Annotated in this window: 21 protein-coding genes; 20 read left to right on the top strand and 1 reads right to left on the bottom strand. The window is 44.1% G+C overall.

Annotation, left to right across the window (positions count from 1 at the left end; translation table 11 throughout):
• Positions 1-15: 15 nt before the first annotated feature.
• The 13 genes from U2P91_RS07315 (at position 16) to U2P91_RS07375 (ending at position 15,109) form a co-directional block, all read left to right on the top strand.
• Entirely contained in the window at positions 16-1,014 is a 999-nt protein-coding gene (locus U2P91_RS07315; protein ID WP_322519329.1) for an ABC transporter substrate-binding protein, read from the top strand.
• Positions 986-1,777: an ABC transporter permease gene (locus U2P91_RS07320; protein WP_111887692.1), complete on the top strand. Its 792-nt coding sequence runs from the start codon at positions 986-988 to the stop codon at positions 1,775-1,777. The genes U2P91_RS07315 and U2P91_RS07320 overlap by 29 nt, the downstream gene beginning before the upstream one ends.
• Positions 1,762-2,400 (top strand): ABC transporter ATP-binding protein, encoded by a 639-nt coding sequence (locus U2P91_RS07325; RefSeq protein WP_111887691.1) that lies wholly within the window; start codon positions 1,762-1,764, stop codon positions 2,398-2,400. Before U2P91_RS07320 ends, U2P91_RS07325 begins: the two co-directional genes overlap by 16 nt.
• Before the next feature lie 139 nt (positions 2,401-2,539).
• Positions 2,540-3,370, top strand: coding sequence for a Cof-type HAD-IIB family hydrolase (locus tag U2P91_RS07330; protein ID WP_322519330.1), 831 nt, complete (start codon positions 2,540-2,542; stop codon positions 3,368-3,370).
• A 21-nt stretch (positions 3,371-3,391) separates the two neighbouring features.
• Positions 3,392-3,775 (top strand): Rid family detoxifying hydrolase, encoded by a 384-nt coding sequence (locus U2P91_RS07335; RefSeq protein WP_111887689.1) that lies wholly within the window; start codon positions 3,392-3,394, stop codon positions 3,773-3,775.
• A 107-nt stretch (positions 3,776-3,882) separates the two neighbouring features.
• Complete coding sequence (locus U2P91_RS07340; protein ID WP_111887688.1) at positions 3,883-4,527, top strand: helix-turn-helix transcriptional regulator; 645 nt, start codon at positions 3,883-3,885, stop codon at positions 4,525-4,527.
• Positions 4,528-4,921: 394 nt separating this feature from the next.
• Positions 4,922-5,632, top strand: a complete 711-nt coding sequence (locus U2P91_RS07345) for an isoprenyl transferase (protein ID WP_111887687.1) — start codon at positions 4,922-4,924, stop codon at positions 5,630-5,632.
• Positions 5,616-6,500 carry a phosphatidate cytidylyltransferase gene (locus tag U2P91_RS07350; protein ID WP_111887686.1) on the top strand — a complete coding sequence of 295 codons (885 nt, stop codon included), beginning with the start codon at positions 5,616-5,618 and terminating at the stop codon, positions 6,498-6,500. Before U2P91_RS07345 ends, U2P91_RS07350 begins: the two co-directional genes overlap by 17 nt.
• Before the next feature lie 8 nt (positions 6,501-6,508).
• A complete protein-coding gene (locus tag U2P91_RS07355) occupies positions 6,509-7,303 on the top strand; it encodes a M50 family metallopeptidase (RefSeq protein WP_111887685.1) in 795 nt (264 codons plus the stop codon).
• A 9-nt stretch (positions 7,304-7,312) separates the two neighbouring features.
• Positions 7,313-8,377 carry a flavodoxin-dependent (E)-4-hydroxy-3-methylbut-2-enyl-diphosphate synthase gene (gene ispG, locus U2P91_RS07360; protein ID WP_111887684.1) on the top strand — a complete coding sequence of 355 codons (1,065 nt, stop codon included), beginning with the start codon at positions 7,313-7,315 and terminating at the stop codon, positions 8,375-8,377.
• Positions 8,378-8,387: 10 nt separating this feature from the next.
• A complete protein-coding gene (locus tag U2P91_RS07365; RefSeq protein WP_322519331.1) occupies positions 8,388-12,653 on the top strand; it encodes a PolC-type DNA polymerase III in 4,266 nt (1,421 codons plus the stop codon).
• Positions 12,654-12,780: 127 nt separating this feature from the next.
• Entirely contained in the window at positions 12,781-13,452 is a 672-nt protein-coding gene (locus tag U2P91_RS07370; RefSeq protein WP_111887682.1) for a TetR/AcrR family transcriptional regulator, read from the top strand.
• Between the two features lie 445 nt (positions 13,453-13,897).
• Positions 13,898-15,109, top strand: a complete 1,212-nt coding sequence (locus U2P91_RS07375; protein WP_322519332.1) for an MFS transporter — start codon at positions 13,898-13,900, stop codon at positions 15,107-15,109.
• Positions 15,110-15,216: 107 nt separating this feature from the next.
• Here U2P91_RS07375 and U2P91_RS07380 read toward each other — a convergent pair whose 3' ends face one another.
• Complete coding sequence (locus U2P91_RS07380) at positions 15,217-16,368, bottom strand: 1-deoxy-D-xylulose-5-phosphate reductoisomerase (RefSeq protein WP_322519371.1); 1,152 nt, start codon at positions 16,366-16,368, stop codon at positions 15,217-15,219.
• Positions 16,369-16,639: 271 nt separating this feature from the next.
• Between U2P91_RS07380 and U2P91_RS07385 the strand changes: the two genes are divergently transcribed.
• The 7 genes from U2P91_RS07385 to uvrB all read left to right on the top strand — a co-directional run bounded on the left by U2P91_RS07385 (position 16,640) and on the right by uvrB (position 25,950).
• Positions 16,640-17,788 (top strand): iron-containing alcohol dehydrogenase, encoded by a 1,149-nt coding sequence (locus U2P91_RS07385; protein WP_322519333.1) that lies wholly within the window; start codon positions 16,640-16,642, stop codon positions 17,786-17,788.
• Positions 17,789-18,095: 307 nt separating this feature from the next.
• Complete coding sequence (locus U2P91_RS07390; protein WP_322519334.1) at positions 18,096-19,319, top strand: murein hydrolase activator EnvC family protein; 1,224 nt, start codon at positions 18,096-18,098, stop codon at positions 19,317-19,319.
• A 400-nt stretch (positions 19,320-19,719) separates the two neighbouring features.
• The gene (gene ftsE, locus U2P91_RS07395) at positions 19,720-20,409 is read left to right on the top strand and encodes a cell division ATP-binding protein FtsE (protein WP_111887678.1); all 690 of its coding nucleotides are present in this window, start codon (positions 19,720-19,722) and stop codon (positions 20,407-20,409) included.
• Positions 20,399-21,316, top strand: coding sequence for a permease-like cell division protein FtsX (ftsX, locus tag U2P91_RS07400; RefSeq protein WP_111887677.1), 918 nt, complete (start codon positions 20,399-20,401; stop codon positions 21,314-21,316). The genes ftsE and ftsX overlap by 11 nt, the downstream gene beginning before the upstream one ends.
• Before the next feature lie 36 nt (positions 21,317-21,352).
• Positions 21,353-22,522 carry a murein hydrolase activator EnvC family protein gene (locus tag U2P91_RS07405; RefSeq protein ID WP_322519335.1) on the top strand — a complete coding sequence of 390 codons (1,170 nt, stop codon included), beginning with the start codon at positions 21,353-21,355 and terminating at the stop codon, positions 22,520-22,522.
• Positions 22,523-22,625: 103 nt separating this feature from the next.
• Positions 22,626-23,825, top strand: a complete 1,200-nt coding sequence (locus U2P91_RS07410; RefSeq protein ID WP_322519336.1) for a S41 family peptidase — start codon at positions 22,626-22,628, stop codon at positions 23,823-23,825.
• A 148-nt stretch (positions 23,826-23,973) separates the two neighbouring features.
• Positions 23,974-25,950 (top strand): excinuclease ABC subunit UvrB, encoded by a 1,977-nt coding sequence (gene uvrB, locus U2P91_RS07415; protein WP_305781830.1) that lies wholly within the window; start codon positions 23,974-23,976, stop codon positions 25,948-25,950.
• The last annotated feature ends 1 nt before the right edge of the window (position 25,951 follow it).

Below are 25,951 nucleotides of genomic sequence, written 5' to 3' on the forward strand. Positions count from 1 at the left end.
GAAAAGGAAGAAAAGATGAAAAGAGAAAACAAGATGAAAAAATTAGTGATCCTGATGGGTTTAATCATGGTGATGATTTTTAGCTTTACCGCTTGCCAGGCAAAACCGGCAGAACCGCAAACCGTGAAAGTTGGCACCTTGGCTGGACCAACCGGTATGGGCATGGCAGAAATGATTGTTAATGGTGTGGATCTGGGCGAAAATGTCACCACCGAATTCACGGTGGCCAGTGCTCCGGATCAGTTGACAGCCAGTGTCATCAGTGGCGAATACCAAATTGCCGCACTGCCCAGTAATTTAGCCGCCGTGCTGTTTAATAAAACTGAAGGTCAGGTCGTTCTGGGATCAGTCAATACCCTGGGAGTGCTTTATATTGTGGCCGATGAAACCGCTGGCGTTACCAGCATCGCCGACTTAAAAGGAAAGACCATTGTGGCCAGTGGCCAGGGATCGACACCGGAATATGTGCTCAACTATTTACTGGAGAAAAATGGATTGACCCCAGGTGTAGACATCACGATTAATTATGTGGCTGAGCACAGTGAAGCAGTGGCTCAATTAGTTGCCGGACAGGCTACGATTGCCATGCTGCCGGAACCATTTGTGACCACCGTTACAGCAAAGAAACCGACAATCAAAATAGCAGTGGATCTATCAAAAGCCTGGGCAGAAGCCAGTAACGGTTCGCAATTGCAAATGACAGCCGTCGTTGTTAATAAGGAATGGGCAGAAACCAATCCCCAGGTGCTAAAGCAGTTTATGGAAGCCTATGAAGCATCCGTCAAGACAGTGAATGACGATCCCGCTGAGGGGGCAAAAAATATTGTGGCCGCAGGGATTATGGCCGACGCAGCATTGGCAGAAAAAGCGATTCCAAATTGTAATATCGTCTTCATTCCGGTTAAAGAGGCACAGCAATCTTTAAATGAGTACTATACCATATTAGCCGGATTTGAACCAAAGGCTGTGGGAGGAAAAGTTCCTGGTGAAGATTTCTACGTTCTTGGAAAATAACCAAAATAAAACGAAATGGATCAGCAAGATTGGAGTGGCCTTTTTCTGGGTGCTCCTCTGGGCCTTGGCAGCCCGGTGGGTAGACAGCCCACTGGTGCTGCCATCGCCGCTTAAAACCCTGAAAGGTGTGATAACCCTGGCTGGGGATTTTGAGTTTTTTGTGAGCATCGGGGTCACCTTGCTCCGAGTATTTGGCGGGGTTTTTATTTCAGTGGTACTGGGTCTGGTGCTGGGTTTGGCTGGGGGGCTCAACAAACCCTTTTATGGAATCATGAATCCCTTTGTCAGTACCATCAAGTCGCTACCGGTGGTTTCGGTGATTATTCTAATCAACTTATGGATCGCCTCTGGTTTGGTACCGCTGGTGGTTACCTTTCTGGTCTGCTTCCCGGTGACCTGGACAAATGTGGTGCAAGGGGTGAGAAGCACCGATCACAAGTTGCTGCAGATGGCAAAAATTTATAATGTGGAGCAATCTAAAATAATCCGCGATATTTATGTGCCATCGATAAAACCCTATGCAGTATCCGCGCTGATGAGCGCCATCGGTTTGGGGTGGAAGGTTACCGTCACCGCCGAGGTTTTGGCCAATGCCTTGCCGTCTATCGGGATGAATCTGTATTACGCAAAAATTTATCTGGAAACCGATTTGCTTTTTTCCTGGACCCTGGTGATTGTGATCTGCAGCCTTGCCATTGAAAAGATGACGCTCTATGTGATCGGAAATCGTCAAAAGGGAGGCAGTCAATGTCCATTATCATAAAAGACCTCGGTAAAAAATATGGGCAAGAGACTATTTTTAAAGACTTTAATCTGGTATTTGAAAAAAATAAAATCACGGGCATTCTGGGACCTTCCGGAGCCGGAAAAACGACCTTGCTTAATCTTTGCGGTGGCTTGGAGCAGCCCGATCGGGGAACCATTGAAGGCATTAATCCCCAGGCAATCTCCTATATTTTTCAGGAACCACGGCTGCTGCCCTGGCGAACGGTCCGGGAGAATCTGCGCTTTGTTTTTAAAGCAAGGGCGATTAAAAAACCTGGCTCCCATGAACGTGAGATTGATGCCATGCTGGAACGCGTTGGTTTGACTACCGTTGGGGACTATTATCCCCACGAGCTCAGCGGTGGCATGCGTCAGCGGGTATCCATTGCCCGGGCCTTTCTATATCCTTCCGAATTACTATTGATGGATGAACCATTTAGCAGTCTCGACAGTTCACTAAAAAACCGGCTGATGGATGACTTTTTAAAAATTTGGGAGCAGAACAAACGAACGGTGATCTTTGTCAGTCATCAAGAAGATGAGATCAGGCACTTAGCCGATATTATCCTGACCTTTTCGGATAAACCAGTTCAAGTTTTAAAAAAAGAAAGATTAACGTAATGGTGCAAAACAAACAATTTAAAAAACTGTAAAGGCTTACCTGATGAAAAACTGATGTTCTTATGTTAAACTATCCTTATGTTAAACGAATGAGTCACATCGAGTTAAAAAATATGAAGAATAAGAAATGGGGTAAACCATGGATATAAAACTAATCGCACTGGATATGGACGGGACTACGCTACAAAAGGATTATATGTCAATTTCAGAAAGAACCCGAATTGTTCTGGCTAAGGCCATTGCCAAAGGCATTCATGTGGTTCCATCGACAGGACGGATCTTGGGTCAATTGCCGGAATCGGTGGTGAGTATTCCGGGAATTAATTATGCCGTGACCTCGAATGGGGCGGCGGTAACCAATTTAAGTACCAAAGAAGTGATCAGCAGCAACTATCTGGGGTCTGGCAGCGTCAAAAAGATTATGAAGACACTGACCCGCCGAAACTTATTTTGTGAGGTTTATTATCAGGGCCAATCCTACGGTGAGCGCCGTTATTTTGATATGATTGGTGATCGGAATGAATTGTCAAAGGATCTGATTGCCTTTATTCGCAGCAATGCCAGAGCCGTTGATAATGTGTTGGATTTTACTACGGAACATGCTTCCGAAATCGAAAAAATTAATATTCCTTTGCTCAGTGACAATAACCTGCGGGTGCTCTGGCAGAAGTTTTCTCAAATTCATGGTGTGACGCTGACCAAAGCGATTTCAAACAACATTGAGGTCAATCATCGTTCGGCCAATAAGGGCGATGGGTTAAAACAGCTTTGTCGGATCTTAAAATTAGCACCGGGAAATGTAATGGCAATCGGAGACAGCGACAACGATCTGCGGATGTTGGAGTTTGCCGGCCTCAGTGTTGCCATGGGGAATGCGTCAGAGGAAATTAAAGCCTTGGCCAACCATGTTACGCTACCCTTCTATGAGGATGGGGTTGCCCATGCCATTGAGAAGTTTGTATTGGCTTAGTAAATAATTAAGGAGATCATTATGAATAAAAAAGCTATCATCGCCGACAAGGCACCGGCTGCAGTGGGACCTTATTCCCATGCGTACTTAGTTGGAGAGACCCTGTATACCTCAGGTCAGTTAGGACTGATCCCTGAAACTGGTGAGTTGGAGAATGGCGTCGCAAAGCAGGCCCAAAGAGGTTTGGACAATTTAAACGCTGTTTTAGAAGAAGCTGGGTTTAGTCGACAGGATATCGTTAAAACGACGATATTTTTGGCTGATATGGCAGACTTTGCCATGGTTAATGATATTTACGCCGCTTTTTTTGAAGGTCAGGCTGAGTATCCGGCTCGATCCTGTGTGCAGGTAGCTGCTTTACCCAAGGCTGCCCGCTTTGAAATTGAAGCGATTGCAGCTAAATAAAACGCCAGGACTTAAAAAAATAGTGATAATAAGGAACCCATGGCCATCTTGTTACGACAGATGACCATGGGTATCTTTCTGGCCAATCAAATAAAGAGAGGGATATTGTGAATAAAAAACTGGAGAACTATGTGACCCTGGTGGATTTTTTAGCAGAATTTATGGGAGAAAATACGGAAGTTGTTCTCCATGATATGACCGACTGGCATCATTCGGTGGTCGCCATACGCAATGGGCAGATCAGCGGACGAAAGGTTGGCGATCCGATTACGGAAACAAACTTAAGAATTCTTCGCAGTGAGGTGCATAAAAAAGTACCCTATATGAATAATGATCCCAAAAAATTCAAGAAAAAAGAATCGATCAAATCGGCGTCCTGGTTTATCAAGGACGAAAATGACGTTCTGATTGGCATGATCTGTATCAATTCGGATAGTCATGAACTCATTGCCGCCCGGGATCTTTTAGACAAGATGATCCGTCCGCCACTGGTTGAAAATGAACAAAAGGAAAAAGGACCCGAAAAAATAAATATTGATGTAAAAGAACTGGTGGATAATAATCTCAATCATATTTCCCAGGATTTGCTTAAAAAACTAAAACTCTTATCCAAGGATGAAAAAGTCGAGCTGGTGGGGAAACTGGATGAAATGGGAACATTTTCGGTTAAGGGAACCATCTGGTATCTGGCCAAGTGCATGGGCGTTTCGGTCCCCACCCTTTACCGCTATCTTTCACTTACTAAAAAATAATTTTAGGGACAGGATGCATGCTTAATTTAAGTAAGTAACAGACATTGGTCTACACGGAACGTTAAAATGATTAAAGCTAACCTTAACCAAAATAAAAATAAATTAATTTTTGTTTAATCGTTTACTTTTTGATAGAAAGATGTTATATTGATAACAATAATTCTCATTTTCACAATAATTTCCAGGGGGACCTCAGGCTATGCCTGAGGTTTTTCCTTTTTTGGCGTGTTTGGCTGGACACGATTTGCAGTTCGGATAAATTGAGTCTTAAATAAAGCTTGTTTCAAGGTATCCCCTGGTGATAGAATTTACAAATCTTAAAAAATAGCATATAATATTGAAAGAAGAAAAGAGTGAAAAAAATGCGCAAATACAATAGAGAGTGGGGTGCAATATGACAAGTCAGTTAGATAAAGATAATCTGCCTGAGCATATAGCCATAATCATGGATGGAAACGGCCGTTGGGCAAAAGCAAAAAATCGACCCCGTTTATTTGGCCATAATGCCGGCATGAAGACATTGAAAAAAATTGTCCGGGCATCCTCAGATGTCGGCATAAAGATAATTACGATGTATGCTTTTTCCACTGAAAATTGGAAACGGAGTCCCGAAGAAGTCACGGGGTTGATGAATATTGCGGTTGAGTATTTCCATAAAGAAGTTGGGGAATTACATGAAAACAATGTCAAAATCAACGTCATTGGAGACATGAACGGGTTAACAAAAAAAGTTCGGGAAGCCGCTGTGAAAGCCATGGACACCACCGCTAAAAACACTGGCCTGGTACTTAATATTGCCCTGAACTACGGGAGCAGAGACGAAATTGTCCAAGCCGTGAAGGGCCTTATGGCCCTGGGGATAAGCCCGGAAGCGGTGAGCGAAGCCCAGATCAGCGCGCATCTTTATACCAAAGGTCAGCCTGATCCGGATCTGCTGATTCGAACCGGTGGGGAAAGTCGGCTGAGCAATTTTATGCTATGGCAGATGGCCTACTGCGAATTTATGTTTACCGACATTTATTGGCCAGACTTTGAAGTCGCAAATTATTATGAAATGATCGCAAATTATCAGAGAAGGAATCGTCGTTATGGATCGGCCGAGTAGCAGTTTGGAGAGCCGCCGGGCGGAACGATTAAGAGGTGCGAGCAGACGGGCTGAAAAGAGTTCCATGAAAACCCGAATCTGGACCGGGGTTATTGGTCTGCCGCTGCTCATTATTATTTTGTATACAGGGGGATTTATCCTGGTCATTGGTGTGTCCTTTCTGGCTTTTGTCGGGACGATGGAGTATACCCGAGCTGTCAACAAAATGATTCACCCTAGAATTAATGTCTTTCTGATGATTATTTTGTCGATTATGCTAATGGTGACCATCAAATTGGATTATTATTTTCTGATGCCGGTTTTGCTGGTAGCCTTTATTATTATTTTCTGTTACGAAATTTTATCGGGAAATGTTGAGATTTCGCGCGGTAGTGCCACTTTGATGGGGCTCATATATGTACCGATTATGTTTGGTCATCTGTTTCTTTTTGAAACTGTCAACAAAGGCGCCTACTATATGTGGCTGATTTTTGTGATCGCGTTCACAACCGATACGGCAGCCTATTTTATTGGGAAATCCATCGGCAACAGAAAGATTGCGCCCCTGATCAGCCCCAAAAAAACCATCGCCGGATCGGTTGGCGGAGTCATTGTTGCGGCACTGAGTACCATCCTTTATGGAACCATTTTAAGTTCTTACTTTAGTTTTGTTTTGCCCTGGTATTTATACCTGATTGTTGGCGTTTTTGGAAGCATTGCCGGACAATGCGGGGATTTGACAGCATCGATGATCAAGCGCAAAGCCAAAATAAAAGATTTTGGCACCATTTTGCCCGGTCATGGTGGAATTTTGGATCGCTTTGACAGCATCCTCTTTATCATTCCTCTTATTTATATTTTTGCCAAATTAACCATTGGCATCGCGTAGGTGAAAATTTGAATTTATATACGATCCTTATTACATTGCTTATTTTGTGTGTCTTAGTGATTGTTCATGAGCTGGGACATTTTATGGTGGCAAAAAAAACTGGCATCTTCGTCGAAGAATTTGCTATCGGCATGGGACCAAAATTATTTAGTAAACAAGGTAAAGAAACACTATTTACCGTTCGAGCCTTTCCAGTCGGGGGATTTTGCAAAATGCGGGGCGAAGAGCCAGCATTTGATGAAGAAGGCAACCTGCTTCCTAAAGATCCCAATATCCCCATCGATCCCCGCAGCTTTGAAGCAAAAAGCCGGGGTGAAAAGCTGCTGGTGTTAGTGGCCGGTTCGGCCATGAACATTATCTTTGCCCTTGTCTGTCTGATTGTGGTGGCCTTATTTACCGGTCACACCAACATCTTTGACGCCATAGGTACCGCCTTTTTAAATACCTGGCGGTTTTCCGGTCTGATTTTTCAGAGCTTCGGGATGTTGTTTACGGGTCAGGTGGGCTTGGATCAGCTGGCTGGGCCGATTGGAATGGTATCGATGGTCGATACCTTTTTGCAAAGCGGGTTGGTTATTTTGCTGGCCTTTACCGCCATGTTAAGTGTCAATTTGGGGATTATCAACCTGTTTCCACTGCCAGCCCTGGATGGTGGTCGAATTTTTATCCTCCTGATTGAAATGGTGGTGCGTCGGAAACTCAGTCCGGAATGGGAATTAAAAATTAACTACTTTGGATTTATTGCCCTGATTGCCCTGGCGGTCCTGATTGCTGTGAATGATATTATGCGGCTGGCAGCATAGGAGAACGATGTGAAAAAACGAAAAGAAACCCGGGTGGTGAGGATTGGAGCAACTGCCATTGGCGGAGAAAATCCCATTGCCATCCAGTCAATGACCAATACCGATACCCGAAACAGTGTTGCAACAATTGCTCAGATTACGGCTCTGGAAGCCGCCGGGTGTGAGATTGTCCGGGTCGCAGTTCCTGATGAAGCGGCGGCCCAGGCTATTACTGAGATAAAAAAAGGAATTCATATTCCGCTGGTGGCTGATATTCACTTTGACTATCAACTAGCCCTGACCGCTATGGAAAATGGGGTTGATAAGTTGCGCATTAATCCGGGTAATATTGGTTCGGAAAAAGGCATTCGGGAAATTGTTGCGATGGCGACCGAACGCGGTATTCCGATTCGAATTGGGGTGAATGCCGGCTCCCTGGAAAAAGAAATTCTAGCCAAAAATAAGGGTCGAGCTACCCCGGCCGGGATGGTCGAATCAGCGGTACGGCACATCCGAATTTTAGAAGATGCCGGCTTTGATAACATCGTGGTTTCAATGAAGGCTTCAGATGTCCGGTTTACCATCGCGTCTTATGAACAATTTTCACAAAAGTATGATTACCCCTTGCATCTGGGGATCACCGAGGCTGGAATCCTGCGAAGCTCAGCCGTTAAATCGGCGATGGGCATCGGCTATCTGCTACTAGATGGGTTAGGGGATACGCTGCGCGTGTCGATAACTGGCGATCCGCTCGAAGAAATTGATGTGGCTCGCGATATTCTTAGCGGCATCGGTCTTTACAGTGGTCGACGACCCCGGGTGGAAGTTATCTCCTGTCCCACCTGTGGTCGTACCGAAATTGATTTAATCGGCATTGCTAAAGAAATCGACCGGCAGCTGAGAACGGTTGAAAAAGACCTCCGGGTGGCTGTGATGGGGTGTATTGTGAATGGTCCCGGCGAAGGCAAGGCGGCTGATATTGGCATTGCCGGGGGAAAAAATAAGGCGGTGCTATTTAAAAAGGGTGAAATTATAAAAAGCATTGCCGAGGATGAAATCATCTCGGTATTATTAGAAGAAATAGAAAAAATGTGAGGCGAGATCTTTGAGTATTTTAACCCGACGACAAGAACGATTTAAGAAAATAATAGCAGACTATCATCTGATCACCGATAGTATAAAAATCAATTCCGCTAAAGAGGAATTGATTTTTAAATTTTCAAGTCCTAAAAAACAAACCGATACCGAATTTATAAAAACCGCAATGCAGGAAATTTTTGATTATGCAAAAGCCTTGCAAGTTGAGGTTGCACCCCTTAAATATCAGGATGGTAAGCATCTGTTGGCCACCGATAGCAAAGGGGTCTGTCAGCTACTGGTGGGGATCAATCAAAAGATTACCAACATCCTACTTATTAATACCTTGATTGCCGAAGGCAATACCTTTTATGTCAGGGGACGATCCACTGGTGAACTGGATGGCGAAGCACTGGCGATTTTTTCCAGTCGTTTCAAGCGATTAATCGCCGAACACTATGGTCTGGAAGCCGAATTGGTGGTGCGTTTCACCGATGATGATTCAGTGGCCCAAAAAAGTCAGCAGGATCTGGAAAAACGATTGGCTGCCATTAAGCCGGTTAGTCCCAGTTCAAGTGGATCAGCGAATGGCTCCAACCAGGCCAAGCTTCCCAAGGCTGAAAAACCGGGGGATGTGGTCACCGGAAAAAAGATAACCCATACCTGGGAATGGCTTAAAAATGTCGATTTTAATATCAATGGCGAATCCGAAGGTAAAAGTCTGGTTATTAAGGGCTGGGTTTTTGGGGTCAATACGCGGCCGCTAAAAAACAATAAGACCCTGCTGACCTTTAATATTACCGACAATACCAACAGTATCACCTGTAAAATCTTTACCGACAAAGAAGAAGTCATTGCCGGCATTAAAGAAGGCGGTTGGTATCTGGTTGAAGGTAAGATTAATTATGACGAATATTCTCAGGAAATGATGTTTTATCCCCGCAATATCAACCTTTCCAAAGAAACCATTAAAACCGATGATGCCCCGGTCAAGCGGGTGGAGCTTCATCTACATAGTCAATTCAGTGCCATGGATGCGGTCAGTAAGGTCGAGCAGATTATGAAGCAGGCTTCTAATTTTGGACATGACATCATTGGCATTACTGATCACGGAGTGCTACAGGCTTATCCGGAAATGATGGAACTGGGACGAAAGAAAAAAATCAAGGTGCTCTATGGGGTCGAAGGTTATCTGGTTGAAGATCAGCTAAACATGGTTTATGGCGATCAGGATCAGGATTTCTGCGGCGAATTTACTTTTTTTGATTTAGAAACGACCGGTCTGGTGCCGGGAAACCACAAGATTATTGAAATTGCTGCGGTGCGGATTAAGAATAAACAAATTGTCAATAGCTTTTCGACGTTGGTGAATCCCCATTGTGAAATACCGGCATTCATTACTAATCTGACCAATATTACCAATCAAATGGTGGCTGATGGGATGGAAGAGCGGGAGGCGTTGGAGCAGTTTCTGGAGTTTGCTGGCGAGACCATTCTGGTGGCCCACAATGCTGCTTTTGATATGAGCTTTTTAAACAAAGCTTTAGCCGACCACGGCATCAACCGCGAAAATACGGCCGTTGATACCCTGGCGATGTCCCGGTGTCTGCTAACCCAGATTACCCGGCATAACTTAAAAAAACTTTGCTCTTATTTTAAAATTGCGATTCAAAATCATCACCGGGCCCTTGATGACGCCGCCGCCTCGGCCAAGGTGTTTGTCAAGCTTCTGGATCTGGCTGAGAAAAAAGGTTGTACCTCGATCCAGACCCTTAACACCCTGTCCAGTCGGGAACGAAGTATTCGCCTTAATGCCACAAATCATATTATTATTTATGCCAAAAATCAGGCAGGAATCAAGGATTTGTATCGCCTCGTTTCCGAATCACATCTGAATTATTTTTATAAAAAACCGCGTATTCCTAAGTCTTTACTGGCGGAAAACCGCGAAAACCTCTTGTTGGGCTCGGCCTGCGAAGCGGGAGAATTGTATTCAGCCCTGGTTCATAACAAGTCGCAGGATGAAATTCAGCAGATCGCCAGCTTTTATGACTATCTGGAAATCCAACCGCTGGGAAACAATCAGTACCTGATTGACAATAACAGTGTGCCGGATTCGGAGGCTTTAAAAAAAATTAATCTGCGGATTATTGAGCTTGGCAAAAGTTTGAATAAGCCGGTAGTGGCGACGGGCGACGTCCATTTTGTCAATCAGGAAGATTCCCTTTACCGGGAAATTTTGATGACCGGTCAAGGTTTCAAGGATGCCAGCAAACAGCCGCCGCTTTATTATCGGACCACCCAGGAAATGCTTAATGAATTTGACTACCTGGATGAGAAAACCGCCCGCGAAGTAGTGATTGATAATCCCCGCATAATTGGTACGATGATTGAAGAAGTACTGCCGATTCCTGATGGCACCTATCCGCCAGTCATTGAAGGGTCCGACGAAGAAATCCGTGAAATGGTGGAAGGTCGGGCCAGAGAGCTTTTTGGTCAACCGCTGCCTGAACTGGTCGAAAAACGGATTAAAAAAGAATTGGATTCGATCATCGGAAACGGCTACTCGGTTCTTTATCTGATTGCCCAGAAGCTGGTTTACCATTCCATGGAAGACGGCTATCTGGTGGGCTCCCGGGGTTCGGTGGGGTCTTCTTTTGTGGCCACCCTGTGCGGAATTACGGAGGTGAATCCGCTAGCCCCTCACTACCGTTGCCCCAGTTGTAAACATTCCGAGTTTTTCAACAGCACCGAGGTTGGGGTGGGACCGGATTTAAAAGACGCCAATTGTCCCCATTGTGGTGCCAAGCTTGATAAAGATGGCTTCGATATTCCCTTTGAAACCTTCTTGGGCTTTGAAGGTGATAAAGAACCCGATATCGACCTTAATTTTTCCGGCGAGAACCAGGCTGAAGCGCATCGCTATACTGAGGTACTCTTTGGCAAGGGCAAGGTTTTTCGGGCCGGAACGATTTCCACCATTGCTGAAAAGACCGCCTTTGGGTTTGTCAAAAACTACTATGACGAAAAAGAAATCAAAGCGACCCGAGCTGAACTGGAACGGGTGATTTCGTGCTGTGCGGGAGTCAAAAAAACCACGGGTCAACACCCCGGGGGGATTATGGTCGTGCCAACCTATAAGGATATCTATGATTTCTGCCCAGTACAGCGTCCGGCAGATGATACCGAAAGCGATACCGTCACCACCCATTTTGCCTACGAGTCGATCAGTGGCCGTTTGCTAAAGCTAGATATTCTGGGTCATGATGATCCCACCATGCTCAAAATGCTTAAGGATTTTACCGGCATCGATCCGGTTGGGATTCCTCTGGACGACGAAAGAACGATGAGCTTATTCACCTCCACCAAAGCTCTGGATTTAAAAGATAATGATTTTGAGTCACCATTGGGGGTTTGTGGGATTCCTGAATTTGGGACCAGTTTTGTTCGGGAAATGCTTTTAGACACCAAACCGACAGCCTTTTCTGATCTGATCCGGATTTCCGGATTATCCCATGGAACCGATGTGTGGTTAAATAACGCTCAGGACTTGATAAGGGATAAGAAGGCTACCATCAAAGAGGCCATTTGTACCCGCGATGATATTATGATTTATCTGATTTATGCCGGGTTAGAAGCCAAAACCGCCTTTACGATTATGGAAGCGGTGCGTAAAGGGAAGGGACTAAAGCCAGAATGGGAAGATGACATGAAAAAGAACAAGGTGCCGGGGTGGTATATTGATTCTTGTAAAAAAATCAAGTACATGTTTCCCAAGGCTCATGCAGCCGCTTATGTTACAATGGCTTTTCGGATTGCCTGGTACAAGGTTTATTACCCGCTGGCCTATTATGCCACCTACTTTTCAGTCCGGGCCAGTGAGTTTGATGCTCAGCTCACCAGTCAGGGAAAAGGTGTGATTGTGGATCGGATGAATCAGATTAAAGAACTGGGGACGAAGGCCTCCAACAAAGAAAAGTCACTCTTAACGGTGCTGGAGATTGCCCATGAAATGATGTGCCGCGGCTACAGCTTTAAAAATGTCGATGTCTACGAGTCCCATTTTAGCCAGTTTCGGATCATTGGCGATACGTTGCTGCCACCACTCAACGCCCTGGAAGGGATTGGCGACAAGGCCGCCCAGCGCATTTATGAAGAAGCTCAACTTCGCCCCTACATGTCCCGGGAAGACTTGCAGAACCGCACCAAGATCAGCAAATCGGTCATTGAAACGCTGGAAAAACAGGGGTGCTTAAATCAGTTGCCGGCGTCAAATCAGATTGCTTTTTTCTAGTAAAGCGATATTGTCGGGCTTAAGAAATAATAAAAAAATAAAGATAGCAGTTTTGCTGGAATCAGGGTTGGGCAAAATCTGTTTTTATGCTAAAATAAGTTAACAATTGGAGAGCGAGGAAAAAGATTTGGCTAACTACAAGACTGGGCTGGAAACTAAGCATAAAATTTATGTAACAGCAAAACAATTATTCTATGAGTATGGGTTTGTTAAAACAACTTTAGCAGATATTGCCAAAGCGTCGGGAACAAATAAGGCGATGGTGGCCTATTATTTTAATAACAAAAATAATCTGGCACTTGAGGTTTATAATGAATACATGGTGGCGAATAAAGTCAAAACGCAAAAAGCCATCGATGAAAAGTATCCCGGTTGTAATGCGGTGATAAAAACGGCAATCGAATATCGGGTTCAGAATCGTAACTGTCGCTTAAATCGCCATTTGAATCAATTTTATCATGAATTGTGCGATACTAATATATTGATGAAAACAGAAAGTGCCTCGGTTGGATTTGTCGAAAACATCAACCGGTCTTACAAACTGGGACTTGATCGGCTGGAAGTGAAGGCATTAGCCCTTGCAAACTTGGCCGTGGTTCATGGGCTCCACGTCTCCTGGGGGGGTGGGTATCTGGATTGCAGCAGCGAATATCTGGCCGAGTTGGAAATTCGTTTGCTGTTTCAGAGCCTGCGATTTGATAATGATTTCATTGACCAGTGTATAAAAGAGTCGCGGGGAATGATCGGTGCAATTAACCTTAGGGTTGAAAAAAACTTTACAGTGGTAGTTGCAGCATAATAGCTTCAATACCGTAATTAAATAGGGAATGATGGTAAAAAGATCAGTTTGATTGCTAAAAACGGCAATTGTATTGATCTTTTTTTAATGTCAAAATCAGAAATGCTCAGATCGCACTACGTGTGTCAGTTTCTTTGTCGGCGCGTATGAACGGACAACAATAAATATGATTAATAATAGTTTAAACAAGGATAATCTCTTTGTTATGCTAACGTTTAAAAAGATAATAGATAAAAAAATACGATAATAATGGATTACATCAAGCGAATAAAGTCTTAATTATAGTAAAACAAAATAAATAACAAAAATTGTGAATAAAATGAGTGACAAATAAATCAGATGATGGTAATATAATCTCAACAAACCAAACGCGATTAATATTTGAAAGGCGGTCCAAATCGTATTGTACAACCAGTCAAAAAACTATTTTTAAAGGAGTGAAAAAATGAGTGAACAAATGAGCGAACAAAAAAACAGTAGTGTGTGGGTTCAGATAGCGGCCTTGTCGGTTGCCTTGTTGATGTACACAACCAGCATGACGACTCCAGCCCTGGGTGAAATCGCAAAAGCGTTTCCAGATGCGGCCCCAGAGACCATTAAGTTATTATCCACAATTCCTTCTCTGATGATGGTGGTCTTCGCATTGGTCGCTGGTAAACTAACCCAGTACATCAGCATCAAAAAGATTATCTCTATTGCTATGATCCTGATGTTCGTCGGTGGGATTCCATCTGCCTTTGTTGGCGATCTACAATTTATGATCGTGATGCGATTTGTCTTCGGTGCTGGATATGGATTAGTCTTCCCGATGGCATCGGCAGTTGTCGCAGACCTCTTTACTGGACAGCAGCAGAACAAACTGATGGGCTTCAGAAGTGCCGTTGGGGCGGCGGCAGGTGTCGTGTTCCAGATGATGGGCGGAATCCTGGCAGCCTATAACTGGCGCTATTCTTTTCTGGGTTTTCTACTCATCATCCCGATTGCCCTACTAATCTGGTTTAAATTACCGGATACGGGTGTTAAGAAACCAGAAAAAACGCCTGAATCCGGCATAAAAGAAAAGAAAGTGACATCAATTTCGTTTATTTTGGCGCTCGTCTGTTTATTGGTAAATATTGTTCAATTCAGTTTTATGACCAATATTGCCATGGTTATCCAGGCTGATGGGCTTGGTAACGCAGCCCAAGCGGCCACCGTCTTAACGGTCTTTACGGGTGCTGCCTTTGTATTGGGACTTTTGTTTGGAAATACCGCAAAACTACTAAAACAATTCACGGTTCCATTTGCTGTCTTAACAGTGGGTCTGGCATTTGTCGTGTTAATATTTGCAAACAGTATGACAATGCTGATTGTTGGCGCAGTCATTTTTGGGATGGGTTTTGGTACCTTTAATCCGGCCATTACAATTGCGGTTGCAAAAAGCGCGGCAAAGCCGAAATACGCAGCGGTTGCGATCTCTATTTATGTCAGTGCAACCGGGATTGGACAATTTATCTCACCTTATGTACTGAAATTCACACGTGAAACCCTGAATTTAACGGCGACCCGGGCGGACTGGCAAATTGCCGCGGCAACCTTAATTGTTGGTAGTGTGGTTTCAATGGTACTGGTTGGGATGTATAGTAAAAAAAGCGATGAAGTCAAGCAGACGGTGTAACATCGCTATGTAAAAAAAGACAACCGTAAAACGCGGCGCGAGATACGGTTGTCTTTTTTTGATTATGAGAAGAATAAAAAACAGTAACGCATTAAAGCCTGACTTCGTTAGATTCGTTTTGCCACTGCTCGGGCCCAGGCATCCACAGCCAGCACATCATCAAGGTCTGGATTTGAAATGACCGAATGTTTTTCCATCACCAGTCGGTTAATCCGGGGAATATCTAAAAAAGCAATCTCCTGATTTAAAAATCGGGCCACCGATATCTCATTGGCTGCATTGAGGGCGCAAGCCATGGTTCCGCCAATATCAAGGGCGTCGTAGGCCAGTTGTAAACAGGGGAAAGTAATCAGATCCGGCGCTTCAAAACTAAGTTCCCTAACCTTTCCAAAATCCAGAGCCTGGCGGTTATTAGCGATCCGATCCGGATAGAAAAAGGCGATTTGAATCGGCAGCGCCATGTCCGGCATTCCCAATTGGGCGATGGTGGAATGGTCGATGAACTCCACCATCGAATGAATGATACTCTGGGGATGCACCACCACATCAATTTGATCATTTTTCAGATTAAATAGCCATTTGGCTTCAATGACTTCCAAACCCTTATTCATCAGGGTCGCTGAATCAATGGTAATTTTTTTGCCCATCGACCAGTTAGGGTGTTTCAGAGCCTGGGCTAAGGTAACGGATCGCAGTTGTTCCTGTGTTTGGCCCCGGAAAGGCCCACCGGAAGCCGTGATGATGACCCGGTTTATTTCTTCATGCTTGTTTCCCATCAGACATTGAAAGATGGCACTGTGTTCACTGTCTACCGGTAGTAGTGAAACCCCTGCTGCTGCCACTGCATCGATGACGATCTGACCACCAGCCACCAGGGTTTCCTTATTGGCCAGGGCAATATCAATGCCGGCACTGATAGCGGCCAGAGTCGGCTTAAGCCCAATCATTCCTGAAACCGCAGTGAGGAGCAGAGCGTTTTCTGATGCCGTTGAAACCGCGATGAGCCCCTCTAAACCGGTGACCACTTCCACCTCCGAGCCCTTTTGCTTCATCCGTTTTTCCAGCACCAGTGCGGCATCTCCATCCATCACACAAACCAGGCGGGGAGCATAGCTATCAATTTGTTTTTCCAGCAGATCAATGCGGGTGTTGGTGGTTAAACCGACAATATTTAAAGTGTCACTGTTTTGTGAAACGACTTCCAGAGCCTGGGTTCCAATTGAACCAGTCGACCCAAGGATACTGATATTTTTCATAATTACCTCTTTCACACGCTTAATTCTACAAATAATTACTAAAATCATATAATATAATTCTTAAAAATAAAAGACAAATTAAGCAGATTAATAATTGATCGGTACGGGCGCTTCAAATTGCTTGAAAGCCGTTTATTATTAGTTGTGTTTGGTTTATTCCATGTCACTTACCAGTCATTTCAATAATGTATCTCAAACAAGAGAAAATTTCCATTTATTCAGCCATTTCTATGGCATATAATCATGTAAACGAATAAAATTTGGAGGTATTCTTATGGCAAAAACCTATTATTTTCCACCAGTCGTCATTATGGGACCCGGTGCAATTGAACTGATTACACCTGAGATCAAACGGCTGAACGTGAAAAAAGCTTTAGTTGTAACCGATAAAGTACTTGTAGAAGCCGGTATTGTAAAAGACGTACTTGATGTATTAGATGGAGCAAAAGTTCCTTATACTGTTTTTTCAGAAGTTAGACCCAATCCAACGGTTGCCAATGTAAACGCCGGTCTTTTAGCACTACAAGACAACGAATGTGATTTTGTAGTGAGCGTTGGTGGCGGATCACCTCAGGATACCGCCAAGGGGATTGCTATTCTGGCAACCAACCCCGGGGACCTCAGAGATTACGAAGGCGTTGGCAAAACAGCTAATAAATCATTGCCGATTGTGGCGATTAACACCACCGCCGGCACCGCCAGTGAAGCGACGATTAACTATGTCATCACCGACGAAGCGCGTAAACTGAAAATGGTTATTGTTGATCCTAACTGTTTGGCTACTGTCGCGGTCAATGACCCGGTTTTAATGCTGAAAATGCCAAAATCATTAACTGCAGCAACTGGTATGGATGCCTTAACCCATGCGATCGAAGGCTACACCACTGCCGGCGCCTCCCGATTTACTGATCTCTTTAATTTAGAAGCCATCAAAGCCATTTCCGGCAGCTTAAGACAAGCGGTTGAAGACGGCGACGATCTGGATGCCCGTGATGTCATGGCCTATGGTCAGTTTGTCACCGGTTTGGGCTTTTCCAACGCGGGGTTGGGAATCGTTCACTCCATGGCGCACCAGTTAGGCGGCTTCTATGATCTGCCTCATGGTGTTTGCAATGCCATTTTGCTTCCTTATGTAACGGCGTTTAATGCCGATGCCGTCGGTGATCGGTTAAAAGACGTGGCTCAGGCGATGGGTGTCGACACCAGCCGTCGGGAGCCAAAAGAAATTAATATCATGGCCATTGATGCCATCAAAAAACTGTCCAAAGATATCGGTATACCGACGGGACTCAAAGAAATCGGTGTTAAAGAAGAGGACTTTGGCGAATTGGCAGATCTGGCCCTGGCCGATATCTGTACCGGTGGAAATCCCAAATGCCCAACCAAAGAAGATGTAATATCTATTTATAAAGCGGCTTTTTAAGGTCTCTATTTTTAGGGTAGTATAAGGCTTATACGCGTCAATGCGAATAATTCGTCTCAAACAGCCATAAAAAAGGCATTAAAAAAGACACTCCTAATTTTTGGAATGTCTTTTTTCTTTGGAATACTAAAATACGTCGCAGTTATCTTCCTTTTATACAAAATATTTTCAAGTTATTTTATTATTTTTGTTTTAATTGAAACATGAATATGGTATAATACAACCGTTACAAAAACAATAAAAATTTAAAGCAAACGTAACAACAAATAGACAGGGTCACAATTTTAGATTGTGGGAAAGGGGAAAAATGAAAAAACATCGAATTATAGCAGGAATCGTAACGGGTTCCATGGTTTTGGCATTTTTAACAGCACCCGTCAATGCGGCTTCATTAACCGAGCAGTTAGCAGAAAGCAATGCTCGACAGGCAGCGGCAAGATATCAGGTTGACATGACTCAAAACACCATTAATGGGATTGAAGAAGAAATTACTAAGGTTAATGAAGAGGTTGATCGAATCAGTGGGGTGATTAGCACAATCAATGCCGAAATCGCAGCCATTGAAGTCAATATTGCTAAAAAGCAGGAAGAGCTGAAAATAGCTGAGGCCAAAAAGCTGGAGCAGGAAGAATCGATGAGCGATCGGGTTCGGGCGATGTACATGTACGGTAACGGCAGCGTCATGGAATTTATTTTCTCAGCTTCAGATTTCTCGGATTTTGTTACGAAATTAGATATGTCCCGCTACATCATGAGTGCGGACAAGGGTTCCCTGAATGCTCTGGATGAAACGAAAAAAGTGATCGATGAGAAAAAACTCGGTATTGAGGCAGATCGATTAAAAACCGTTGAGAAGAAAACGGAACAGGAAGTGGTTTTGACACAGCAGGAAGAGATATTGGCTCAAAAAGATCAATTATTGGCCCAAAATCAAGCTGCCCTCAACGAGTATAAAGCCATTGAAGAGGCTGAAGCAGCAACCTCTGCTGATATTGAAGGTCAATTACAAGCCTATTATGAACAACAGCGGGCTGCTGCCGAACAAGCCGCGGCCCAGGCGGCCCAAGCCCAAAGCAGTGGAGACGCTGAAAGCTCCGAAGGTTCCACTGGCGGAGATAGCTCGGGTGGTGGTTCAACCGCACCCCCGGTTTATTCCAGCTCTTATGTCTGGCCGTGTTATGGAGAGATCACCAGTCCATTTGGCTGGAGAACCCATCCCATTTGGGGCGATACTCGTTTTCATGCCGGTATTGATATTGGTGCGTCTTCAGGTACTCCGGTAGCTGTTGCTGGTAACGGTACGGTGATCTCGGCTGGTTGGAACGGCGGTTACGGAAACTGTGTCATCGTGGATATCGGTAATGGCTTATCGGCGGTCTATGCCCATTTAAGTGCAATTTATGTCTCATCAGGTGAAACCGTCAGTGCCGGTCAGACCGTTGGTGCCGTTGGCAGTACCGGAGATTCAACCGGAGCGCATCTTCATTATGAAGTACGATTGTATGGGTCGCCAATCGACCCCCATATCTAAAGAAATCTTAATCAATTAAAATAAAAGGAGAAAAGATTTGTGAATTAACAGTCTTTTCTCTTTTATTTTGCAAAAAAAAATGAATGGTCGATTGGAAGACGGGATAACATCATAAAAAAGACGAAAACAGATAAATTTAGATACATTTGTTACAAAAAATTTATTTTTTTAATGAAATTATTTGAAAAGTATGCTAAAATAAATTCAGTGATACACGAAGACTCCTCAGAAGGTCAAAAAAGCTCAAAACTTGACTGATATCCAGACGTCTCGGACATTCTCTAGTTAATTAATTATCTTAACTTATCAATAAACACTTAAGAAGAAAATAGGACCATGCATGTTAAAATGGCCCGTCAAAGCGATTAAAATGATAAGTAATTTAGGAGTGGCTTAAAATATGATAGAATTTAAAAATGTAACCAAGGGTTATGATAAAAATAAGAGCGACGCCCTTAAAAATGTGAGTCTCTTTATTGATAAGGGTGAGTTCGTCTTTCTTGTGGGTAGAAGTGGTGCGGGGAAATCCACATTCATTAAACTTCTCTTAAGAGAGATTGAAGCGACCGAAGGATCGGTCTATATTAATAACTTTAATGTGTCAAAATTATCAAAAAAGGAAATTCCCTTTTTAAGACGAAAAATGGGAATTGTATTTCAGGACTTTCGTCTATTGGAAAACAAAAGTGTCTACGAAAATGTGGCCTATGCCATGGAAATCATTGGAAAATCTGAGAAGCAGATCCAAAAACGGGTGCCCCTGGCTCTGGATATGGTGGGCTTATCCCATCGAATGAACCATTATCCCCATGAGTTATCCGGGGGTGAGCAACAAAGAGTGGTCATCGCCCGGGCCATCATTAATAATCCATCTATTTTGATTTGCGATGAGCCCACCGGGAACCTTGACCCGGAAACATCGTATGAAATTATCAGTATTTTAGAAGAAATCAACCGCAGAGGGACGACCATTCTGGTTGTAACCCATGACCGGGAAATTGTGGATACCATGAAAAAACGGGTTTTGACATTGGAAGATGGTGTCCTTAAGGTAGATGATGCGACAGGCAGGTATGGATATGAAGTTTAGTAGCATCAAAACAATGCCTAAAAATGTTGTTCGAGACACGGTTAAAAGTATCGAGCGAAACAACCTGATGAGTGCCGCTTCGGTGCTTTCGGTGATCGCTGCTTTAATTATTCTGGGTATTTTTCTGATTTTAACCATCAATGTTCAGGAAGTGACCAAGGATGTGGAATCAAAACTGGAACTCAAGATATTTCTACAGTCAGACTTTACCGACACTCAGGGAAAAACGATTCAACAGGCCCTTGAAAAAAGTGATCTGATTGAAAGTGTTACCTATGAAAGCGCTGAGGAAGCGTTGGAAAAATTTACGGTTAGTTTGGAAGATTATGCGCCACTGCTCAGTGGCTATAATTCTGAAAACAACCCGATGCCGGCCTCCTTTGTTGTTCGGGTAACCGACCCGGAGGATATGGACGAGGTTCAAAAACTGGCGATGTCGTTTAGCGGCAACGGCGTTGAATATGTCCGCTATGGACAGGAATATGTAGAAGCACTAGTAAGTTTTAACAAATTTACCAACACCTTGAGTCTTGTCGTGCTGGTGGTACTGTCGATGATTTCTATTTTTATTATCTACAATACCATTAAATTAACGGTGTTTGCAAGACGTCGGGAAATTGGAATTATGAAATATGTGGGGGCTACCAATGCCTATATACGGGCACCCTTTATTCTGGAAGGAACCCTGCTTGGTTTAATGGGAGCCATTGTGGCATTCCTGATTATCCGAATTACCTACTATTATATATTAGGTTTAGTTGGCGGGAATCTTTTTCTACCGGTTGATGCCACCCTGGCGCCTCCGGACGCCGTGATGGGACAGCTGATGTTTTTCTTCCTGATTTATGGAGGATTTATTGGTGCAGTGGGCAGTATATTTGCGATTCGCAAATTCTTGGATGTATAAATGATTAGACTGGGTCAAAAACAGGAGGATTGTCGGATGACAAAAAAACAAATTATTTCAGGCATTGTGGGTGTAGTTGTCACACTGGGGATTCTAATATCACCGGTTAATGCAGCATCCCTGACCGAACAACTGGCGGAAAGCAATGAAAAACAGGCAGCAGCTCAATATCAAATCGATATGACACAAAATACCATTGCCGGAATTGAGACTGAAATTGGCAAAGCTAACGACGAAATGAGTCGAATTAACGGTGTCATTGATACAATCAATGCTGAAATTGCGACATTGGAAGCGAATATCGCCAAAACACAGCAGGAATTGGATATTGCCGAAGCCAAACGAAAAGAGCAGGAAGAGTCCATGAATGAGCGTGTGCGTACCATGTACATGTACGGAAATGGCAGTATGCTTGAATTTTTATTTACTTCCAATGACTTTGCCGATTTTGTTACCAAGGTTGACATGTCCCGTTACATTATTGAATCGGATAAGGGATCACTAAACGCTTTGGCAGAAACAAAAAAAGTTATCGATGAGAAAAAAGCAAAAATTGAAGCAGATCGTCTGTTGACAATTTCTAAAAAGGCCGAGCAGGAAGCGGCACTAGCGCAACAAGAAGAAATTAAGGCTCAAAAAGATAGTTTACTCGCTCAAAACCAGGCCATTGTAGCTGAATACCAGGCCATTGTAGCTGCCGAGGCTGCCAATGCAGCGAGTATCGAAGCTCAGGTACGGGAAATGATGGCCGCTCAGGCGGCCGCCTCCGGCGGTTCAACCACGGGAGGAAGCTCAAGCTTTGTGCCATCAAACGGAACCTATCAATGGCCCTGCCCGGGTTATTACCCGATCTATGATGATGATTACTTCGGTACCCGACTCCATCCAATCTGGGGCGATTATCGAACCCATTATGGGGTTGATATGGGTGCGCCATCGGGAACACCAATTATGGCCATGGGTAACGGATCGGTTATCTCAGCAGGCTGGAATGGCGGTTATGGAAACTGTGTGATTGTGGATTTAGGTAATGGCCTACAAGCCATGTATGCCCATATGAGTGACTTTGCTGTATCATCAGGGCAAACGGTCAATAAAGGGGATGTGGTTGGTTACGTCGGCTCAACCGGGGATTCTACCGGTGCCCATTTACACTTTGGCGTTCTTTCCGGAGGATCATTTGTCGATCCTTTAGGATATTTTTAAGCGAACCGTTGTAGAATAGAACAAAAGAACAGGAGAAAAGAATCATGATTCTTTTCTCCTGTTCTTTTTGCAGTCAAAAAAATTTAGAATACAGGTGAAGACAATGGAAAATAAACAAAATAAAACAAAGCTTGTCGTGATAATAGTGGTGCTGATCATCACAAACATGATCACCTTTGCAGTAGCAACAACCAGTAATGTACTCTTGGGGAATAAGATGATTATAACTGTCGACAGCAACGAAACAGCGGCCGGTATTAAAAAACTTCTGGTGCTTAAGGAACAGATCGCCTCAGAATATTATCAGGACGTGAATAACACCACCCTGATTGATGGCGCCATTAAAGGGATGTTCGAGAGTTTGGGTGATCCCTATAGCACTTATTATACCTCTGAGGAATTCAGTAAATACATGGAAATGGCCACTGGCTCCTATGAAGGCATTGGGGTGGTGGTAGCAGAGGACGAACAGGGCTATACCTATGTGATTGCACCTCAGAAAGGTACCCCGGCAGATGCCGCTGGGATTAAAACCGGTGACAAGATTATTAAGGTAGATGGTGAGGATGTCAGCACCATTGGAGCAGATGCGGTTGTCGCAAAGGTGAAGGGTCCGGCGGATAGTATGGTGAACATTACCATTGCCAGAGGTGAGGAAATCATTGAAATGGAATTGGTGCGAAAAACCATTGAAGCAGTAACCGTGAGATCCCGGGTGATCGGCGATAAAGGTTATATTCAAATCAGCGAGTTTACCGATAAAACAGCAGACGATTTCGAAACCCAGATTAATGAGCTGATGGCCCAAAACATTACCGGCCTGGTCATTGATTTACGTAGTAATCCCGGTGGCGGGGTAAAAGAAGCGGTGGAAATCGCTGACCGTATTCTGGGGCAAACCGTGGTTGTTTATACGGTTGACAAAAAAGGCAATAAGACAGATTACACCTCCGATGGGGAAGAACAGCTTAGTTTACCAATGGTGGCCCTGGTCGATGGAGGAACCGCCAGCTCGGCAGAAATATTAGCTGGTGCTCTGCAGGATACGGGAGCGGCGCAATTAGTGGGAACCAAGACATTCGGCAAAGGAATTGTGCAGGAAGTCATCAGTCTCACTGATGGTGGCGGGTTTAAGGTAACAAATTCTGAATACTTCACGCCTAACGGCAATAATATTCACGAAAAAGGACTGGAACCGAATATTGTCATTGAGGCGACTGATTTTATGATGAATAATATTTTCACGGACGAAGAAGATGTCCAACTTCAAAAAGCCCTGGAAGTACTAGGCGTAACCAATTAATTTTTCAAGCATGCCATGATGGTATGCTTTTTCAATGCGATAAAAAATTTAAGATTTTATTAAATCAGAAGGATTATTGATTGCCATTAAAAAAAAGCTATGGTAAAATAATAGAACGAATGTTCATCATAATGATTGGAGAGTGCTGATGAAAGAAATGAAGCATGCTTTTAAGGTTGTCTCGGAATACGAACCCAAGGGCGATCAGGGACCGGCTATAAAAAAAATAGTGCAGGGGATCCAGGATGGTTTGCGATATCAGACCTTATTGGGGGTAACCGGGTCAGGAAAAACCTATACCATGGCCAAGGTTATCGAGGCGGTCCAAAAACCAACGCTTGTGATTGCCCATAATAAGACCCTGGCGGCCCAACTGACCAATGAATTCCGGAGTTTTTTTCCGGATAATGCAGTGGAGTATTTTGTTAGTTATTATGATTATTATCAGCCCGAAGCCTATGTACCTCATTCGGATCTGTTTATTGAAAAAGATTCATCGATTAATGATGAAATAGATAAATTACGTCACTCCGCCACGGCCGCCCTGTTTGAACGAAGGGATGTGATTGTGGTTGCCAGTGTATCCTGTATTTATGGACTGGGAAGTCCCTTTGATTATGAAAACATGATGCTTTCTTTGCGTCCGGGGATGGAAAAAGATCGGGATACGATCATCCGAAAACTGGTGGAAATCCAGTTCACCCGCAACGATATCGCCTTTGAGCGGAACAATTTTCGGGTCAGAGGGGATATTCTGGAGATCTTTCCATCGGCCTCATCAAACAAAGCCATCCGCCTGGAATTCTTCGGTGACGAAATTGAGCGCATTACGGAGATTGATACCTTAACCGGTGAGATATATGGGGAGCTCAACCATGTCTCGATTTTCCCGGCCTCTCACCACACGACCACCCCAGAAAATCTGGAACGGGCGATTTCGGGGATACAGAAAGAACTGCGGCTGCGCTATGACGAATATACACGTAACAATCGTTTAGTAGAAGCCCAGCGAATTCTTCAGCGGACGAATTACGATATTGAAATGCTCCGGGAAATGGGGTATTGCAACGGCATTGAAAATTACACCCGTTACATTAACGGATTGCCCCCGGGATCACCGCCTTATACCCTGATTGACTATTTTCCCAAGGACTTTCTAATCGTTGCCGATGAATCGCACGTATCCATTCCCCAGATTGGCGGGATGTACGCCGGGGATAAGGCCCGAAAAAGCAATCTGGTCGACTATGGTTTTCGTCTGCCTTCGGCCTATGATAACCGGCCGCTGAATTTTTCTGAATTCGAGAGTAAGATTAATCAGATCGTTTTCACCACCGCCACGCCCAGCAAATATGAAAAAGAACACAGTCAGAATACGGTTGAACTAATCATTCGACCCACTGGTCTGATTGATCCCGAGATAACGGTTCGCCCGGTTGCCGGTCAGATTGACGACCTGTTGGGAGAAATAAAACTAACAACCGACAAGGGGAATCGGGTATTGGTCACCACCTTAACGAAGAAAATGGCCGAGGATCTTACTGATTACCTGAAAGAAAATGGGATTCTGGTGAATTATCTGCATTCAGATGTGGATACGATTGAGCGGATGAAAATTCTCAGGGATTTACGCTTAGGCACCTTTGACGTGCTGGTGGGGATCAATCTGCTCCGGGAAGGGCTTGATTTACCGGAAGTTGGTCTGGTCGCGATTTTGGATGCCGATAAAGAAGGCTTCCTCAGATCAGAGACCTCCCTGATTCAAACCGTTGGTCGGGCCGCCCGTAACTTAGAAGGTCATGTCATTATGTATGCCGATAAGATCACCCCCTCCATGGATCGGGCGATTAGCGAAACGAATCGTCGCCGGGCCATTCAAACGGCCCATAATGAAGCCCATCACATTACCCCCAGCTCCGTTAAAAAAGATATCCATTCAATCATTGAGGCAACCAAGGTGGCTGAAGCGTCGGATACCTATGTAATTGGTGATGAAGCAGTGGATATTGATGTTAAAATTAAAGAGTTGGAACTGGAGATGCTGACCGCTGCGGAAGCCCTAGAATTTGAACGGGCTGCCAAACTAAGAGACGAAATCCACCATCTTAAAAATTATCGAAGATAAG

The organism is Acetobacterium sp. K1/6, from assembly GCF_034438075.1.
GTDB lineage: Bacteria > Bacillota > Clostridia > Eubacteriales > Eubacteriaceae > Acetobacterium > Acetobacterium carbinolicum.

Bases quoted from the DNA above. Each gene is read 5' to 3' on its own strand.
- U2P91_RS07385 (WP_322519333.1), top strand. From the start codon at position 16,640: ATGGCAAAAACCTATTATTTTCCACCAGTCGTCATTATGGGACCCGGT.
- U2P91_RS07410 (WP_322519336.1), top strand. From the start codon at position 22,626: ATGGAAAATAAACAAAATAAAACAAAGCTTGTCGTGATAATAGTGGTG.
- U2P91_RS07315 (WP_322519329.1), top strand. From the start codon at position 16: ATGAAAAGAGAAAACAAGATGAAAAAATTAGTGATCCTGATGGGTTTA.
- uvrB (WP_305781830.1), top strand. From the start codon at position 23,974: ATGAAAGAAATGAAGCATGCTTTTAAGGTTGTCTCGGAATACGAACCC.
- U2P91_RS07375 (WP_322519332.1), top strand. From the start codon at position 13,898: ATGAGTGAACAAATGAGCGAACAAAAAAACAGTAGTGTGTGGGTTCAG.
- U2P91_RS07335 (WP_111887689.1), top strand. From the start codon at position 3,392: ATGAATAAAAAAGCTATCATCGCCGACAAGGCACCGGCTGCAGTGGGA.
- ftsX (WP_111887677.1), top strand. From the start codon at position 20,399: ATGAAGTTTAGTAGCATCAAAACAATGCCTAAAAATGTTGTTCGAGAC.
- U2P91_RS07330 (WP_322519330.1), top strand. From the start codon at position 2,540: ATGGATATAAAACTAATCGCACTGGATATGGACGGGACTACGCTACAA.
- U2P91_RS07390 (WP_322519334.1), top strand. From the start codon at position 18,096: ATGAAAAAACATCGAATTATAGCAGGAATCGTAACGGGTTCCATGGTT.
- U2P91_RS07350 (WP_111887686.1), top strand. From the start codon at position 5,616: ATGGATCGGCCGAGTAGCAGTTTGGAGAGCCGCCGGGCGGAACGATTA.
- U2P91_RS07405 (WP_322519335.1), top strand. From the start codon at position 21,353: ATGACAAAAAAACAAATTATTTCAGGCATTGTGGGTGTAGTTGTCACA.
- ftsE (WP_111887678.1), top strand. From the start codon at position 19,720: ATGATAGAATTTAAAAATGTAACCAAGGGTTATGATAAAAATAAGAGC.
- U2P91_RS07345 (WP_111887687.1), top strand. From the start codon at position 4,922: ATGACAAGTCAGTTAGATAAAGATAATCTGCCTGAGCATATAGCCATA.
- U2P91_RS07325 (WP_111887691.1), top strand. From the start codon at position 1,762: ATGTCCATTATCATAAAAGACCTCGGTAAAAAATATGGGCAAGAGACT.